Source organism: Streptococcus mitis (genome assembly GCF_003943905.1).
Lineage (GTDB): Bacteria > Bacillota > Bacilli > Lactobacillales > Streptococcaceae > Streptococcus > Streptococcus mitis_BC.
Window position 1 is genome coordinate 1 of the sequence record NZ_RJNS01000006.1, and the last position, 15,217, is coordinate 15,217.

11 protein-coding genes are annotated in these 15,217 nt (G+C 40.0%); all 11 read right to left on the reverse strand.

From position 1 onward, the window contains the following. Window positions 1–387: KxYKxGKxW signal peptide domain-containing protein (locus tag D8854_RS08840; protein WP_185768081.1), on the reverse strand; the 387-nt coding region annotated here is incomplete at its 3' end. A gap of 437 nt (window positions 388–824) precedes the next feature. Then, window positions 825–1,001 (reverse strand): hypothetical protein, encoded by a 177-nt coding sequence (locus D8854_RS08845; protein WP_000066117.1) that lies wholly within the window; start codon window positions 999–1,001, stop codon window positions 825–827. Between the two features lie 68 nt (window positions 1,002–1,069). Further along, window positions 1,070–2,398 (reverse strand): accessory Sec system glycosylation chaperone GtfB, encoded by a 1,329-nt coding sequence (gtfB, locus tag D8854_RS08850; RefSeq protein ID WP_000562905.1) that lies wholly within the window; start codon window positions 2,396–2,398, stop codon window positions 1,070–1,072. Window positions 2,399–2,425: 27 nt separating this feature from the next. Next, the gene (gtfA, locus tag D8854_RS08855; RefSeq protein ID WP_000158470.1) at window positions 2,426–3,955 is read right to left on the reverse strand and encodes an accessory Sec system glycosyltransferase GtfA; all 1,530 of its coding nucleotides are present in this window, start codon (window positions 3,953–3,955) and stop codon (window positions 2,426–2,428) included. A 14-nt stretch (window positions 3,956–3,969) separates the two neighbouring features. Further along, window positions 3,970–4,656, reverse strand: coding sequence for a hypothetical protein (locus tag D8854_RS08860; protein WP_038805689.1), 687 nt, complete (start codon window positions 4,654–4,656; stop codon window positions 3,970–3,972). A gap of 255 nt (window positions 4,657–4,911) precedes the next feature. Beyond that, entirely contained in the window at window positions 4,912–6,087 is a 1,176-nt protein-coding gene (locus D8854_RS08865; RefSeq protein ID WP_000620805.1) for a family 1 glycosylhydrolase, read from the reverse strand. 51 nt (window positions 6,088–6,138) lie between these two features. Next, window positions 6,139–8,574 carry a hypothetical protein gene (locus D8854_RS08870; RefSeq protein WP_125450559.1) on the reverse strand — a complete coding sequence of 812 codons (2,436 nt, stop codon included), beginning with the start codon at window positions 8,572–8,574 and terminating at the stop codon, window positions 6,139–6,141. A 68-nt stretch (window positions 8,575–8,642) separates the two neighbouring features. Beyond that, on the reverse strand, window positions 8,643–11,030 hold the full coding sequence (gene secA2 / locus D8854_RS08875) for an accessory Sec system translocase SecA2 (RefSeq protein WP_000851050.1): 2,388 nt from the start codon (window positions 11,028–11,030) through the stop codon (window positions 8,643–8,645). Beyond that, the gene (asp3, locus tag D8854_RS08880) at window positions 11,020–12,054 is read right to left on the reverse strand and encodes an accessory Sec system protein Asp3 (protein WP_001269549.1); all 1,035 of its coding nucleotides are present in this window, start codon (window positions 12,052–12,054) and stop codon (window positions 11,020–11,022) included. Before asp3 ends, secA2 begins: the two co-directional genes overlap by 11 nt. Continuing rightward, window positions 12,051–13,631: an accessory Sec system protein Asp2 gene (gene asp2, locus D8854_RS08885; RefSeq protein WP_000724330.1), complete on the reverse strand. Its 1,581-nt coding sequence runs from the start codon at window positions 13,629–13,631 to the stop codon at window positions 12,051–12,053. Before asp2 ends, asp3 begins: the two co-directional genes overlap by 4 nt. After that, the gene (gene asp1 / locus D8854_RS08890; RefSeq protein ID WP_125399039.1) at window positions 13,618–15,216 is read right to left on the reverse strand and encodes an accessory Sec system protein Asp1; all 1,599 of its coding nucleotides are present in this window, start codon (window positions 15,214–15,216) and stop codon (window positions 13,618–13,620) included. The genes asp2 and asp1 overlap by 14 nt, the downstream gene beginning before the upstream one ends. Window position 15,217: the final 1 nt, after the last annotated feature.

The following is a 15,217-nucleotide window of genomic DNA, read 5'->3' on the forward strand; positions in this document are numbered from 1 at the left end:
TTGCGCTTGAGCGATGATTGAGTTAGTACTTGTTTCAGTTGTTTCAGCTGCTTTCGGTTCAGCAGCAATGACTGTTTTATCCTTTTCTGTATAGTTAGATGTTTCATCCGCATAAACAGTTTGCTCTTGAGTCACCACAAATCCTGCAGCCCCCGCGGCCAGGATTCCCCCTATACCCGCTAGCGTGTTAAAACTAAGGTGTGCGTGATCAAGTTCTTCAGTGTCTGACAGGGTACTAGAGACAACTTCGCCCATACCACCGATACGGAAGAGATCCAATTGAGAGTTTGAGGCTTTTACCCAGTTTTTACCCGACTTGTAAAGCTTATAACGCTTTTTCTCATCTACGATCTCGAAATCTTTGTTAAACTTTTTACTTCGAAACATTTGTTTCCTTTCTTTTCATCAAAATGCGACCCTTTGTTAACCTCATGATCATTAACAAAGCGTAGTTGCGCTACCCTCTCAAAACCAGAGACAATCAAACCGCAGTCAGTCTCAGTTTTTATCCCTTTGACTCAGAAAAAGCAGATTCCATCTGGAATATACCAGTCGTTTTTATTTAGTATATACCATTTATCATTCTATCAAAACAGCTCCTCCTTTTCAAGCAATTATACTCGAAATGACAAATAAAAACACCTAATTTTTACCTAAAATTCGCTTTCAAGGATCAAATAATTGAAAACGTTTTATTATCTTTCGAAATCTCTTCCTTCCCCCACCCTTTCACACTAGTTCACTTAGACAGAAACAAAAAAACCTTGACGAGCAAATCATCAAGGTTCATCTTTTCTAGAGACCATCTCCATCCAGAAAAGTTCCTAAAAAAAGCGTCCCAACTGCATGAGTAGTGTGACCAAAAGAGTTACGAGAAAGAGAACTCCGCCCAGCACGGCAATCATGCTAAAATCTTGCTTCTCCCTTTTTAGGGGTTTCTTTCGATTATCTAGCTGTTCTCGTATATGTTCTTGTAAAATGCTATTGTCCTTGTTAGACATGTGCTCCTCCTTTTCTGTTGATAGAAAGGAACTTGCTTTCATCGAAAGCAAGCCCTTGTCTTATTAGCTTATAAAATTGCCTTGTAGGCTTCCAGATCAGCCTGATTCGCCGCCTGTTTTTGCTTAGCAAGAGCAGCCTCCATTTCAGACGGAAGAGAGAGAACTCCCTGAATCTTACCTACCATGGCTGATACATTTTCCACCGGATAAATATGACTTTCTGCAACGAAACGATGATTGTGACAAGTCGTCTCAAAACTGAGAATCAGCATATTATTCTCAAAAGCTGTTCGACTACCATTGAGAATTTCATCACTGATATTGATATCCAGATACAAGTCGCAGCGAGCAAAGAGCTCATTCACCTTAGCTGGACGAATATTAGGGTAGAGGGAAATATTCGGATAGCGATTTAATTCCATTAAACGACTTGACATCTCAGTGATCGCTCCAATATGGAAATGAACATTTGGTAATTGAGTCAAAAGTGGTTCAATTTGCTCGATTTGGTCACTATTCGTCAGAATCAAAGCTTCTGGATTCATATTATTGAGGCGATGGTATTGATAGAGATAACCGACATTGCGGAAGTAACTCTTCTCTTTTGGTGTCGCAAGCTTGAGGATTTTATCATAAACTTGTTTATCCTGTACTGCGATACGGATGTTTCGATGAGGCAACTGCATCGCCGCTTTCATGTTACCCGGCAACTCCTCTCCAATTGGCTCCTGCCAGAAAAGAATATCCTCTGCTCGTCCTTCTTTCGGAGTCAGACCAACGGCTACTAAAAATGGTGTTGCTAGAGAATTGTAGATAATGCGATCTGTATCATATCCACGATATCGCAAGTAAAAGATTACAAATTCTTGCTTAGAATTGAAAATATGGCGTTTTCCATCAAGAGTTAGGACAATATCCTCTGTTAGATGATTTTCCATAATCACCGTCACGTTATCTTGATTAAAGTAACGTGTATGAGTTGGACGCTGAGCATCATCATAGGTAATCTGTGCAAAGAGACGTCCCTTGCGATTGTAAATGTCAGCAGCGCGTACACGACCTTGATCATCCAACCACTCGACTGCACGCACGCGACGTTCGTGTGTCGGTTGACGGTAAAAGATATTGGCACGTTTCTTACCCATATCCAAGATTTCACCATTAACATTGCTCGAGCGAATTTCCCACAAATGAGGTTTCGGAACAAGGTTAAAATAAAGAGGTAGATCGTCCTCTGAAGCCACATCTCCAGTAAAGTAACTGTAAGGCGACTCGACATCAGGTGCGAGGTAACCATCGTCTCGGATCACGACAACAGGGCAGTCTAGTCCAGCTGCCTTAAGTGAACGTAGTAAATCAAAACTCGCTTGATCATAGCGTTCAAATAAACAAATCATAGTGTTTATGCCTTTCTTTTCGAATCCCTACTGATGCTGTGCAGATTGAACAAGATCATACCAACGCTGGGCAATATGTTCATCAAGATATGGTTCTGCCACCTCGTAGGATACACGGGATAGATCTTCTTGGGAATGTTGAGTAAATAGCTGGACAATCTTTTCTGCGTATTCCGTTGTCATTGCATCCAGATCATCTGGACGCGCCTCAGGAATCAAGTAGCCATTTTCCCCATCACGGATAAAGGTTGGATTTCCATAACGTACATCAAAACCAATAATTGGCAGACCAGAGCCAACCGCCTCTAACAAGGTCAAACCAAACCCTTCACTTGTGGAGGCAGACAGGTAAGCAGAGTAATTTCGATACACATCTGCCATGTGGTGATGCCCCATCAGACGGATATAGTCTTCTGCATTTAACTCATGAATTAACTGCTCCAACATGGCTCTTTCGCCACCCGTACCATAGATATCAAAAGTGATTTCAGGTAATTGCTCATGCGCCTTCGCTACGGAGTGAATCAACCAATCGATATGCTTTTCACTGGCTAGGCGCGAAGCTGTAATCAATCCAAACGGCTTGCGCTCGCCTTCTGGATGACGCAATTGATCCAGACTTCCCACTGGAATAGTCAAGATTTCCTTTGGTTTGATGGTTGTATATTGAGCGAATTGTTCTTTGAGTAGGTTCGTTTGCGCATCGGTCGAGTTGATGATATAGTCCACTTCTTCGGCATGTTCAAACTGATACTCATAATAGTTATTCCACAAAATATAGTCTTTCTCAGCAGGATTTTCACTAAAGTGGTCTGCATGAACGATTACGACTAGCTTTGCATCGCCCTTATTAGCAAAGATAGCTTGACCAATATCTGTCTCTCGGTCTAAGATCAACAAATCTTTGTCCGTCAAAGCTAGACTTCTCATAAAATGCGCGACAAACTCTTGCTTAGAATAGAAAACATGATTTGGGAAACGATAGACTTGCGTTTCCTGTCTACCATCGACTTCATTGATGATTTCTTCATAGGCCACACTACCATCTTCATTGAGCCAGGTACGTTGATATAATTGCGCATGACCATTCATCGGACTAAAATACTCAACAAAATTCTTTGTATAAGTGTAGTACTCTTTTTGAATCAAACAACCACGCGAAACAATTTCGGCGCGTTCAATCAACTCTTTATCCATATCACAGGCATAACAAGTTACAAAATCACCATCACCAAATACTAGTCGAATCGTCTTCATATCGGTGTCGCGGATAATTTCGAGAGGCTCTTTATCGAAACTCGCTAAGACCTGCGCTAACGTATAGGTCGTCGGTGCAATTTTGACATCTGTAAAATGCTGATAAAGCCAGATAACCTCAGAATCTTCAAAGCCAATATTCTTTGTCAAATGTTCAATGTTATCAGCAGATATAAAATCCATAAAGATGAACTTCGCTTCTAAGCCCACACTACGAAGCAATTTTGCACGGTAGATCTGCGCATATTCTACACCGCTACTCGCCCAGCCAATCCCCAAATTGATGTTATAAATTGTCATATTTGATTATCCTCTTACAAAAAGTTATCTCGTTTAATTCTTGAAAGACGTTTGATTCTCTTGCCCTTATCATCATCTAACTTATCTTCGTCTTTCTTTTTAGGTTTTGCGCGACGTGAAGTGATGTAGCTGACAGAGATGGTACTATCTGTTCCTGTTTTTGCAAGGGGTTGTTCGAGATGGACTTTCTCTCTCTCAGGCACCTCCTCTTCTTTCTCCTTAGCAACTTCTTCTGGTCTATCAAGTTCTTTACGCAATTCTTGAATTTTTTTGATATCTTTTGGTTTACCATCGATATCGTCCAGTTCTAGAAAATCATCAATTCGACTGATAATATTTTTAATTTTTTCTTTTTGTAAATTATACAATCTCTCAGCCTCTGCCCGTTTTTTGGTCAGAGTATCGATTTCTTCGAGAATAGATTCTCTCGTATCCAAGTAGTCTTTTTGTGCCTTTTCTAACACTTCTTTAGCTTCTTTTTCGGCCCTATCATGAGCTTCAATGACAAGAGATTTGGCATAAATGACTGCTTCACCGATCTCTTTTTCTTGATTCTTCATAGAGTCGATTTTTTTACGTAGAGATTCGATTTTTTCATTCTTCTTTTGAATTTCACGATCGAATCCTTCCTCTAATGCTTCGATACAATCTTCGACTTCCTTAGCACGGTAGTTACCGAACAATGTTTTCTTCAGTCTCATTTTGCTCCCTCTATTCCTTACTTATTCTGATTTACACCACTACTCCCCATTGTAGCATAAAATAGCGCAAATTGCTATTCTTTTCTAAGCTCCAAACAAGGAAAATATCCTAAGCTGCTATCAAGCAAAACCCGAACTTAGCTTAAAGTCCATCTATTTCTAAAAAAATGTCTGATTGATAGATCAGACATTTTCAAAAGTAAAAATACGAACACTACTTCTAGGGTAGAAGAAATTCAGTTATTACTTCCTATTTTAAAAATTTAGTTCCGTCCAAGTAAGCGGTGTATAGCCAAGCAATTCCACACCATCATACTCAACTGTTTTCACGATCTCTTGGATGTTTGTTTTCAATTCTTCAGTTGCTACGCTATTTGAATCATCCAAGACCACATCATCTTCCACGACGAAGAGTGGTTTTTGGTAACGATCGTAAAGATTGTTCATCACGAGACGAAGTCCCACAGAATCTATGCGATTTTGATTTTGGCCATTACTTGCATATTTGTTGATAAAAACTTCTTGGGAATTGCTTGATGCATAATAACTGAAGCTGACAAAGTCAATTTTCCCATCTCTTAGGACAAAGAGGTCGTCGTTTTCAATATCCAAGGCGATTTGATCACGTTCTAAACGACGCAAAAAGTGATTTGGGTAGTATCCACGCACTTGCACGTCTGTAAACAAATAATTTTCCCTATCTTTGACTTCTGCTTCCATTACATCAATAGCATTTTCAGTTTGCTGACTGTAGTTTTTACTAACAACCATCATCCCACCAAACTGAAACTCTGGGTTGATTGTTTTTCCGAGCTTGATTGCACGTGCAGAAGCAACTAATTGATAATGAGCTGCTTGCCAAATCACCTGTTCTTGATTGTCATCTGCTCCAAAAGACAATCCTCCACCAAGAAACGGCAAATGGTGCAAAACGTTGAACTCATTGAAGGTAATCCAATACTTCACTTTGTCCTTAAAGTACTGAAAGACAGCTTCTGCGTAACGCTCAAAGAGTTCGATCATCTTGCGGCTTTTCCAAGCTCCATATTTTTCGTATAAATTCAGCGGAAGGTCAAAGTGACTCAAGGTCACAATCGGTTCGATATCTTTTTCTAATACGTCATCGATGATTGCTTCATAATATTTCAATCCCTCTTCACTCGGCTGCAACTCTTCACCATTTGGAAAGATGCGTGCCCAAGAGATCGAGATTCTATAGGCATTGAAACCCATTGATTGAATTAAATTCAGCTCTTCCGTATAATCTCTCTGACCTACTGAAGCAAATCTCCCTAGGATATCATAAGATCCTAAAGGTACATTTTTGTAGTCAACTGTTCCATTCAGAACTTCTATCCGAGACTGGTCAACTGGTAATACATCTGTAGTACCCAAACCTTTGTTACTATTTGACATCATATTTCTAATCATAGTGGCTCCTTTTGATTTTTATTATTTCTATTTAATGATTGCAAGTTCTGTTTAGAAGGATTTCTCATCTTCCCTTTTTTGAGTAATAGCAGCCAAACCAGACAATTCACTTGCAACATTTCTTAAGTCACGTGCTAGGGGCTGCGAACCTGGTCTGAGTAGGTGATAGAGTTGGCGTTCCGTCATCCTTAAATTTGTTCCATTTGATTCTGAATAGTGAGACAGGTGTTTCAGAGAGTCTTGCAAATCTACATTCTTTATTGATTCTTCTCTATTTTCAAGCTCCTGTTGCTCCTCAGCAATATGTGCTTGAGACAATTCTTCTTCAGAAATTTCAGGTGTCATCACTTCTTGCACTTTTTGCTGGTGAGTTAGAGGGCTCATATCCAGTTCAGAGAGGCTCTTATACAGACGTTCCGAAACATGCAAGTCATGCGCGAATACTTCTGTCTCCGCCACACTCTGTCTATAGGAACCAAATTCTGATTCTAACATACTATAGGATTGAGATAGGGATGCTTTCCTGAAACTCACCGAATCAGCTACACTCTGACTTTGACTTAAAGATTCAGATATTTGTTGACTTTGACTTAAGGATTCGGACTCAGAAAGTAGATGAGAAATCATCTCACTCAAGGAATGAGATTCGGAAATCGATTCCCATTCGCTCTGGCTTAGGCTATAGAACTCAGACTCGGAAACACTCTGACTTGCTTGTTCTGATTCGGAATAGCTCCACCACTCTGATTCTGAGTGACTTTGAGATTCGGAAATCGATTCCCATTCACTCTGACTCAAGCTATAAAACTCAGACTCGGAGACACTCTGACTTGCTTGCTCCGATTCGGAAAAACTCCACCACTCTGATTCTGAAGAGCTTTGGGATTCGGATATGGATTCCCATTCACTCTGACTCAAGCTATAGAACTCGGACTCAGAGATACTCTGACTCGCTTGTTCCGATTCGGAATAGCTCCACCACTCTGATTCTGAAGAGCTTTGGGATTCGGATATGGATTCCCACTCACTCTGACTCAGGCTATAGAACTCGGACTCAGAGACACTCTGACTTGCTTGTTCTGATTCGGAATAGATCCACCACTCTGATTCTGAGTGGCTTTGAGATTCCGAAACGGATTCCCACTCACTCTGGCTCAGGCTATAGAACTCGGACTCGGAATAGCTCCACCACTCTGATTCTGAGTGGCTTTGGGATTCGGATATGGATTCCCACTCGCTCTGGCTTAGGCTATAGAACTCAGACTCGGAAACACTCTGACTCGCTTGTTCCGATTCGGAAGAACTCCACCACTCTGATTCTGAGTGGCTTTGAGATTCAGAAATCGATTCCCACTCACTCTGGCTTAGGCTATCGAACTCGGACTCGGAAACACTCTGGCTCGCTTGCTCTGATTCGGAAGAGCTCCACCACTCTGATTCTGAGTGACTTTGGGATTCAGATATGGATTCCCATTCACTCTGGCTCAGGCTATAGAACTCCGACTCTGAGACATTCTGACTCGCTTGTTCTGATTCGGAATAACTCCACCACTCTGATTCTGAAGAGCTTTGGGATTCGGAAATCGATTCCCACTCACTCTGACTCAGGCTATAGAACTCAGACTCGGAGACACTCTGACTCGCTTGTTCCGATTCGGAAGAACTCGACCACTCTGATTCTGAGTGACTTTGGGATTCGGATATGGATTCCCACTCACTCTGACTTAAGCTATAGAACTCTGACTCGGAAATACTCTGACTTGCTTGTTCTGATTCGGAAGAACTCGACCACTCTGATTCTGAGTGACTTTGGGATTCGGATATAGATTCCCACTCACTCTGACTCAGGCTATAGAACTCAGACTCGGAGACACTCTGACTCGCTTGTTCCGATTCACTCAAGGAAAGGGACTCGGAGACACTAGGATTTTGATCATAAGAAAGGGACTCGGAGTATGCAATACTTTCACTCAAAGAGAATGCATCCGTATCCTGACAAAGGGACTCCCCTGTCAAATGCTCAGAAACAGAGAGGCTATCAACCAAGGAAAGGGACTCAAATTCAGATTCTGAAGAAGAGACCACTAATGAGTAGTTCTCAGACATGGACTCTCGAAGCGAGAATCCTTTTGCTGATATACTCTGGCTAAACGACTCACTGTACGAATCTGCGACAGAAAGGCTGAGGGAAGCTAAAGCGCTAGTTGACAAGCTCTGACTAACATTCCTTATCAAGTCAGCCACTCCCAAACTGTTCCTTTCCTGAAAGTCTTCTAAGGCTTCCATGACAGAAACTGATTCTGTTGGTAACTCAAGATCTTCACTAGCACTCAGAATAATTTCCTTTTGCTCTTTGAGTTTTCGACTGACGGGCTTTGATTTAGTTGCATCCAGGCTACGGTAATCACTATCTTCCCTACCCTTTTGCTTAAACTTTGATATCAAACGTTTAAATCCCTTTAGCTCTTCGTTATTATTTTTGCTCATAATATGATTTTCTCCAAAAATACAGTTATATCATCATTATAAAGTCTACAACAGAATCTGTCAAAGTATTAGCCAAAGAAAACTTCTAACTTCCCAGAAGGCTTAATATTAATGTAACTCAATGCCATGTTTTTTATAATGTTTAGATTTATATCTGCATTCATTCTTTTGTATGATTTAAAAGCTTCTTTATGAAACTCAAAGACAGGATTTTTTTGGGCATACCCTTGACTAGACACCAAACCTTGAAATTGCTGTAAATAGTCAACTTGCTCAACCCAACAGTCATCTATCGCTCTCAAAACGACAGTTCGTTGAAATTGATTGAACAACTCTGAATCCTTGATTTTATCTTTTTTCTGCTGGTATTCTGAAACAAGGAGGTCAGATAAAAACTTTTTAACTTGCCGTAAATCCGTGACATCTAGATCATCTGGAATATCCTCGCAGTAATAACTAATGTTATCCAAAACAAAGCGAAATAAATCCGCCCGCTCTTTAAACGGTGTTTTACTTGTATAAATATCCACTGCATCCGATAGGATAGACAAGAAATAAGTCAAATCAAAGTCTGGATGAGAGATGAGCTTATTACGCTTATTGTAGATAATCTGTCGCTGAATACGGATACTTTCATCATATCGTTCCGTTGAACGTCTGGAAGCCGCTGACGCGTTATCACTATTCTTCTGAGCCTCTTCAACCGCATGTCTAATACGACGAGAGGTCAAATGAATCTTTTGTTTTTCCTCTGGTTTTGCAATTTCTTTGTGATAGTACTCACTAATCCATTTGCTACCAGACTTGGAAATAAGATCATCCTCAAGAGAAATAAAGAATTTGCTCAACCCTGGAGCGCCTTGTCGTCCGGCACGACCGCGAAGCTGCAAATCCACTCGCTCACTGGACATTCTCTCTGTTCCAACAACAGCAAGTCCACCCAACTCAGCAACCCCTTCTTCCAAGATAATATCTGTTCCACGACCTGCCATTGATGTTGCTACCGTCACTGCAGAACGTCTACCAGCCAGGGCGATCATCTCAGCCTCTTTCGCTGCATTATGGGCGTTCAACACATTATGGGCGATTCCCTCTTGGAGTAAGAGCATAGAATAAATCTCAGACATTCCAACTGATCCTGTCGCAATTAAAACTGGCTGACCTTTTTTATGTAATTTTTTGATATACTCCAATGAAGCATATAATTTTTGAGGAATCGTGAGATAGATTTCATCTGGATAATCAATTCGTAAATTGGGTTTTCGTGTAGGAACAACTACGACTCCCAAGTCGTAAACGTCTCTGAACTCATCCTCACAAACCTTACCAGTACCCGTCATTCCTGCTAATTTTGGAAACATTCTAAATAAATTTTGATAGGTAATAGAGGCCATCGAACGTGTTTCCAATGTGATTTTCACACGTTCTCTGGCTTCTAGTGCTTGGTGTAGTCCTGATTGGAGTTTATTTCCTTCCAAGAGACGTCCTGTCGCCTCATCCATTAGTTTAACTTCGCCATTATCCACTGTGTACTGACGATCTTTTTCAAATAAGTGGTTAGCTCTCAAAGCTAGGTTAATTTGGCGAATGAGCTGGTAATTATCTGGATCATAGGCATTCTGAACGCGGAAATAAACCTCTGCTTCCTTTACTCCTTTTCTCGTCAACCATACAGACGTCCGAGTAGAGTCTAAATTAAAATCTTCCCCTTCTTTTAGAGTTTTTACAAACTCATCACACGAGAGAAAGAGGTTGGATTGAACCCGAGGAGAACCTGAAATGATTAGAGGCATCTGCGCACTATCTAGCAAGGCTGCATCTACTTCATCGACCAAACAAAAATAAAATTTTGGCAAAAACTTCTTTGATTGAGATGTCGCCAAGTTTTCTTCTAGGTAATCAAACCCTAACGCACTATGTGTTGTGTAGACAATATCATTCTTATAGATTTGTTGTTTTTGAGGAATTTTAAGTTTTTTTGTCGGATCGTCCGAGACACCAACCCCAACTGTCATTCCTAAAAATCGAAAAACGGGTGCCATTTGTTTAGCATCACGCGCTGCCAAATATTCATTGGCCGTGACTAAGATCGTACTTTTTTCCGTCAAGGCATTTAGGTATAAAGGAAGGATAGCTGTCAAGGTTTTTCCTTCCCCTGTTCTCATTTCTGCAATCTGATTGTCTTGCATAACCAAGGCTCCTAAAACCTGAACATCATAAGGATATAATCCTAATACACGCTTGGCCGCCTCACGAATGGTTGCATACGCTTCTGGCAAAATGGACTGCAAGCTTTCTCCTCCAGAAAGGCGTTCTTTAAACCATTTTGTCTGAGCTTGCAGTTTCTCATTTGACATAGCTGCATAACTATCAGATAGTTTATTAACCTTCTCCAAAATCTTTTTGTAACGCATTAGTTTATAGGAGTTGGTCAAATTGAATCGTTTAGTTTTCATTTTTTCTCATCCACTCTTCAATCTTCTCCAAGTCAATCGCTTGAAGTAAAAATGACTTATCTAATAAATTTTCAATGTTTGCTAGTTCACGTGGTCTAGTCTTCAAGTTCGCATATTCCTTAACTTTTGTCGGATTAAATTGCTGCAGCAATAATTCTTTAAAAATAGGCGGATTTACTCGATTACGATAACGTTCCAGCAAGCGTTGATAATCTAGTTCACTTAAAAACTCATCCGTCACAAGAGCGTATGAATTTCCAAATTGTTTGGAATAATGCAGGGCCGCAATATTAGAAATCGCTCCGTAACCAACAAAAGCCACTTTTTCAAAAAGATGCTCTTGCGCTAATTCTTCAATCGTTTCAAGCAAGGTTTCGTAAAAACGTTCCTCCATGTATAGGAGTGCTTCCCTATAAGACGAATTAACAATCAATACATTTGAGAAATGTTCACGAACATGTTCTGGGATAAAACCTGTTCGATTGAGTTCGGGTTCAGTAAAGCAAACATACATCGTTTCTTTCTCGGAATCCTGATGAAGTAAATCAGATATCCAGTAGCGATCCACTGTATAATCCGCTAACTGCTCCTCAGCAACATAAATCCCTTCAAACAGGAAGCGATGACAACCCGAGCTGACTAACTGCACCTTGTAATATTGTGTACTATCTGGAACGCATATGCTCACTCTCTCTCCCTGTTTAATGATTTGATTCGAAATTTCTTCATCTCGAGCATCCATAAATTCAACTTTTAAGTATGTTGAATTTTCTGGGATGGTTTCTATATGACTGCCAAAGATATAGTTTTGCCCACGTTTCAATTCAGGAAGCTGACTCGTATTGCGTAAAGCCTGATAGTTTGCCCGTGAGTGCCATTCATGAATAACTGTCCCCGAAGGCATGAACTGGTTTTCATACAAAACATGACCACCGTCTAACAGTCTGACAGATGAACCGTATAGATACTGAGATACGCTTTGGATATCCCAATAAGCAAAATAGACTTCTTCCTTGTATCTCACGATTTAAACTCCCTTTCAAAACTATTCATTAATAGCGTTTTATATTGATTAAAGAACCATTCAACAATACCTTGTGTATCATCGTTGTGTCGTCCAGTCAACCCCTTACTGATAACGCTGACGCGGTAATCTCGCTGTCCTAACTCATCCAGCATATCGGGATAGGCCGACATATCATAGTCATCTTGATACATAAAGGAGATAATGAATTTTGTTCTTGAGAAATCAGCTGACTCAAAAGCCGTCCAGAAACGTTCGTTAAGCTGAGCTGTAGCTTCACTTGATAATTCTCCTATTGTGCGGTACACCAAATCCAGTGACGTTGGAAATCCTCCCGGACGAATAGTTGACTCATTTTCTGCCATATCTCCTAAGTTGACAAGAGGTTTTCCGACAATGACGGCATGAGGTTCCAACTTAGAACTATAGTAAAGGGCGCCAAAAGTCCCCATTGATAAACCTGACAAGGTCAGTTGTTCCTTCGTAAAACCAAGTTCATCTAAGCAGTTATGAACCACTTGGAGAAGTTTTTGTTCCAGCTCCTCCGATCCAAGATAGAAAGCGCCCCCCTCTGAACGCGGATCCCCTACTAGTAAGAATGGCGATTCCAAATTATTCATCATCCAGTATCCCTCGAATCCCTCTGCGGGACGGTACCCTGAAAAATAGATGTTCAACGGTGGTTTCAAATCTCCTGGATGGAAGAAATAAATCAGTTCTTCTCTATTTTTATCGCTAATTCGTTTTCCTCCGACTAACAAGTCTCCATAGCCTAGATGGGAGTCTCGATAGTGGCAGGGACCAAGTTTTACAATTCCTTGTCCTTTTGCTTGAATGCTGATACTCAAATAATACGAATCATTTACATCTAACGTCAGAGATCGGTCAAAGCTCGTTTCATCATAAATCCATTCTTGCATGGGAGAATTTCCAGCTGGAAAACCTTTAACAACGTAGCGGATTGAACAACCTTCTGAAACCCTGAACTCAGGCCACAGATCTAAAGGCATTTCCCCACTCAGAAAAACATTATGTTGATAGGTCGCAATAGTCTGATAATCCTCGCCGTATCGGCCACACAAACGAAGGTAATTTGTCCCTTCATAACTGACTTGCCCCTCAAAAGATGGTGCAGCGACTAGATGATTAACACTTAGTTTCGTTCCATTTTGCTTGGAGAAAAAACCACGTGAAAATATATGTAGCATCTGCTCTGGATTTTCAAAATTTGTTTTCACAGCTTTTTTACGCAAAAGAAATCGTTCCAGCGTTTTTGTAGTGATTTGACAACGCTCATGATAGAACAGACGGTAAACCTGAATTTTCTGATCCAAGATAGTGACATACTCTAAATATTCAGCAGTATCTACCAACACGACATCAAACGGTCTGTCTACTTTTTTCTTCTTTTTTTTCCCGTTTTCCGCCTCAACTTCTCTATTTAAGATCCCGATATCTTCTGGCAATAAAGAGACGATGTCTTCTGGTTTGACAAATGTCCATTTTATATTACTAGGAATTTCATATTGCTCCTGCCAATTTTCATCAGCAATTTGCAAAACACTAATTTTTTTCATTTCCTTTTAATTCCTTTATGGTATTTTTCCACATATCGACAATCTCACCCCTTGTATACTGTTCAATCTTCTTGACTGAGTGAACTAGAGATTGATTCCAATGTTCTAAGTTTGTGAGGTAGTATAAGAGTGCCTCTTCAAAATCCGAAATATCATCTAGAATCCAACCATTTTCTCCATGCTTCACATAAGAAGAACTATACAAGTTAACCTGAGGGATCCCTCCACTAATGCCAGCGATTTGAGTCAACACATCAGCTGGAGTTCCCAAATCTAGTATAATACGAACGTACTTCAGAACTTTAATCAAATCGCTGTCGCTATGAATGGTTTCAATATCAATCCGTTCGCGAACAATCTCCTCTTCATCATCAAGAACTCGGTTCTCACCTCTCGCTCTCTTCTCTTTATCAACAAAAATCAATTCTTGTTCATATTCTGGCTTAAGAGTTCGATAGTTTTCTAGTACCTGTTTTATATAGGCCTCTCGGCCAAAATCCTGACTTTGTGTTCCAACCAGCAAGTCAATCCATTCATTTTTCAACATCATTTCAAACAAAGTCGTAAACACATATTGAATTTGATCTGCTGGTAGATTGTCGTAATTGACGTAAACAATTAACTCTTTTTTTCTTTGACTATGTCCTAGGTTTAGATGAGTATCATAAGGCGGAATCTCATAAAATCCTGGCAACTGTTCTAGATCAACATTAGCTGCTATCGTTTCAATTTTATTTAAACTATCAACAACGAAGAACGGCGTGTCTGTCAAATCCGTTAGCAGCTGCTCCTGGTTTGTAATTGGATAGCGATCTCCAAAAAAAGACAAGATAACATGATGGTTTTCCTTAATCTTTTGGAAAAAGTGATTGTGCTGCACATCTGACGAAATCACAATCGTATCATCCTTGGTTAGCGAAGAAGTTAAATACTGATCTAGTTTTTCATTGATCAATTCTTCGATATCTCGGTAAACTTCTTTTGTAAATGTAGCCTGTGCCTCAGGGTTGATAAGTACTTGATGATTTTCTGTACCCAAAAATTCCCTAAACTGCCATATACCTTGTAAATTTAAATAATCTTGGTAGTAAGGTTGATCATTTTCAAAATAGATGATACTTGAAACAAATCCACGATCATCAAAAATTAGCTGATGATTTGTCTGCCCACCCTCAAAATAAGTAATATCAAAGAAATTACCTGTTTGTGAAAAGTTAATTTTAGCATAGTGTTCTTGATTTAAATATACCTCAATCATAAAAGGAGTATAGAAGAATTCTACTCCTTGAGGCCATTTAATATCTTCCAGACGAATTTTACGTACAGATACATCCGTCAGACCTTGTATGGTATCAAATAGATTCCATACAGTTTCTGGCAATATTCTTTGCTGATAAAGAAAGGTTCGAATATGTGGTGAATAGTTCAAAATCAGAGTGGTATTTGCCTCTCCTGATTGCTGAAACATTCGCAGCAAATTCACCGCATCATCAAACATCATATTTTTAGACACGTAATAGAAAGGCAGGGTGGTAGAATACCATTTCCGATCTTGTCTATACCAAGATGGTACAAAGTAAAACATA

Coding starts and splice junctions, on each gene's coding strand:
- D8854_RS08845 (WP_000066117.1), bottom strand. CDS start 1,001: ATGTCTAACAAGGACAATAGCATTTTACAAGAACATATACGAGAACAG.
- gtfB (WP_000562905.1), bottom strand. CDS start 2,398: ATGATTTGTTTATTTGAACGCTATGATCAAGCGAGTTTTGATTTACTA.
- gtfA (WP_000158470.1), bottom strand. CDS start 3,955: ATGACAATTTATAACATCAATTTGGGGATTGGCTGGGCGAGTAGCGGT.
- D8854_RS08860 (WP_038805689.1), bottom strand. CDS start 4,656: ATGAGACTGAAGAAAACATTGTTCGGTAACTACCGTGCTAAGGAAGTC.
- D8854_RS08865 (WP_000620805.1), bottom strand. CDS start 6,087: ATGATTAGAAATATGATGTCAAATAGTAACAAAGGTTTGGGTACTACA.
- D8854_RS08870 (WP_125450559.1), bottom strand. CDS start 8,574: ATGAGCAAAAATAATAACGAAGAGCTAAAGGGATTTAAACGTTTGATA.
- secA2 (WP_000851050.1), bottom strand. CDS start 11,030: ATGAAAACTAAACGATTCAATTTGACCAACTCCTATAAACTAATGCGT.
- asp2 (WP_000724330.1), bottom strand. CDS start 13,631: ATGAAAAAAATTAGTGTTTTGCAAATTGCTGATGAAAATTGGCAGGAG.
- asp1 (WP_125399039.1), bottom strand. CDS start 15,216: ATGTTTTACTTTGTACCATCTTGGTATAGACAAGATCGGAAATGGTAT.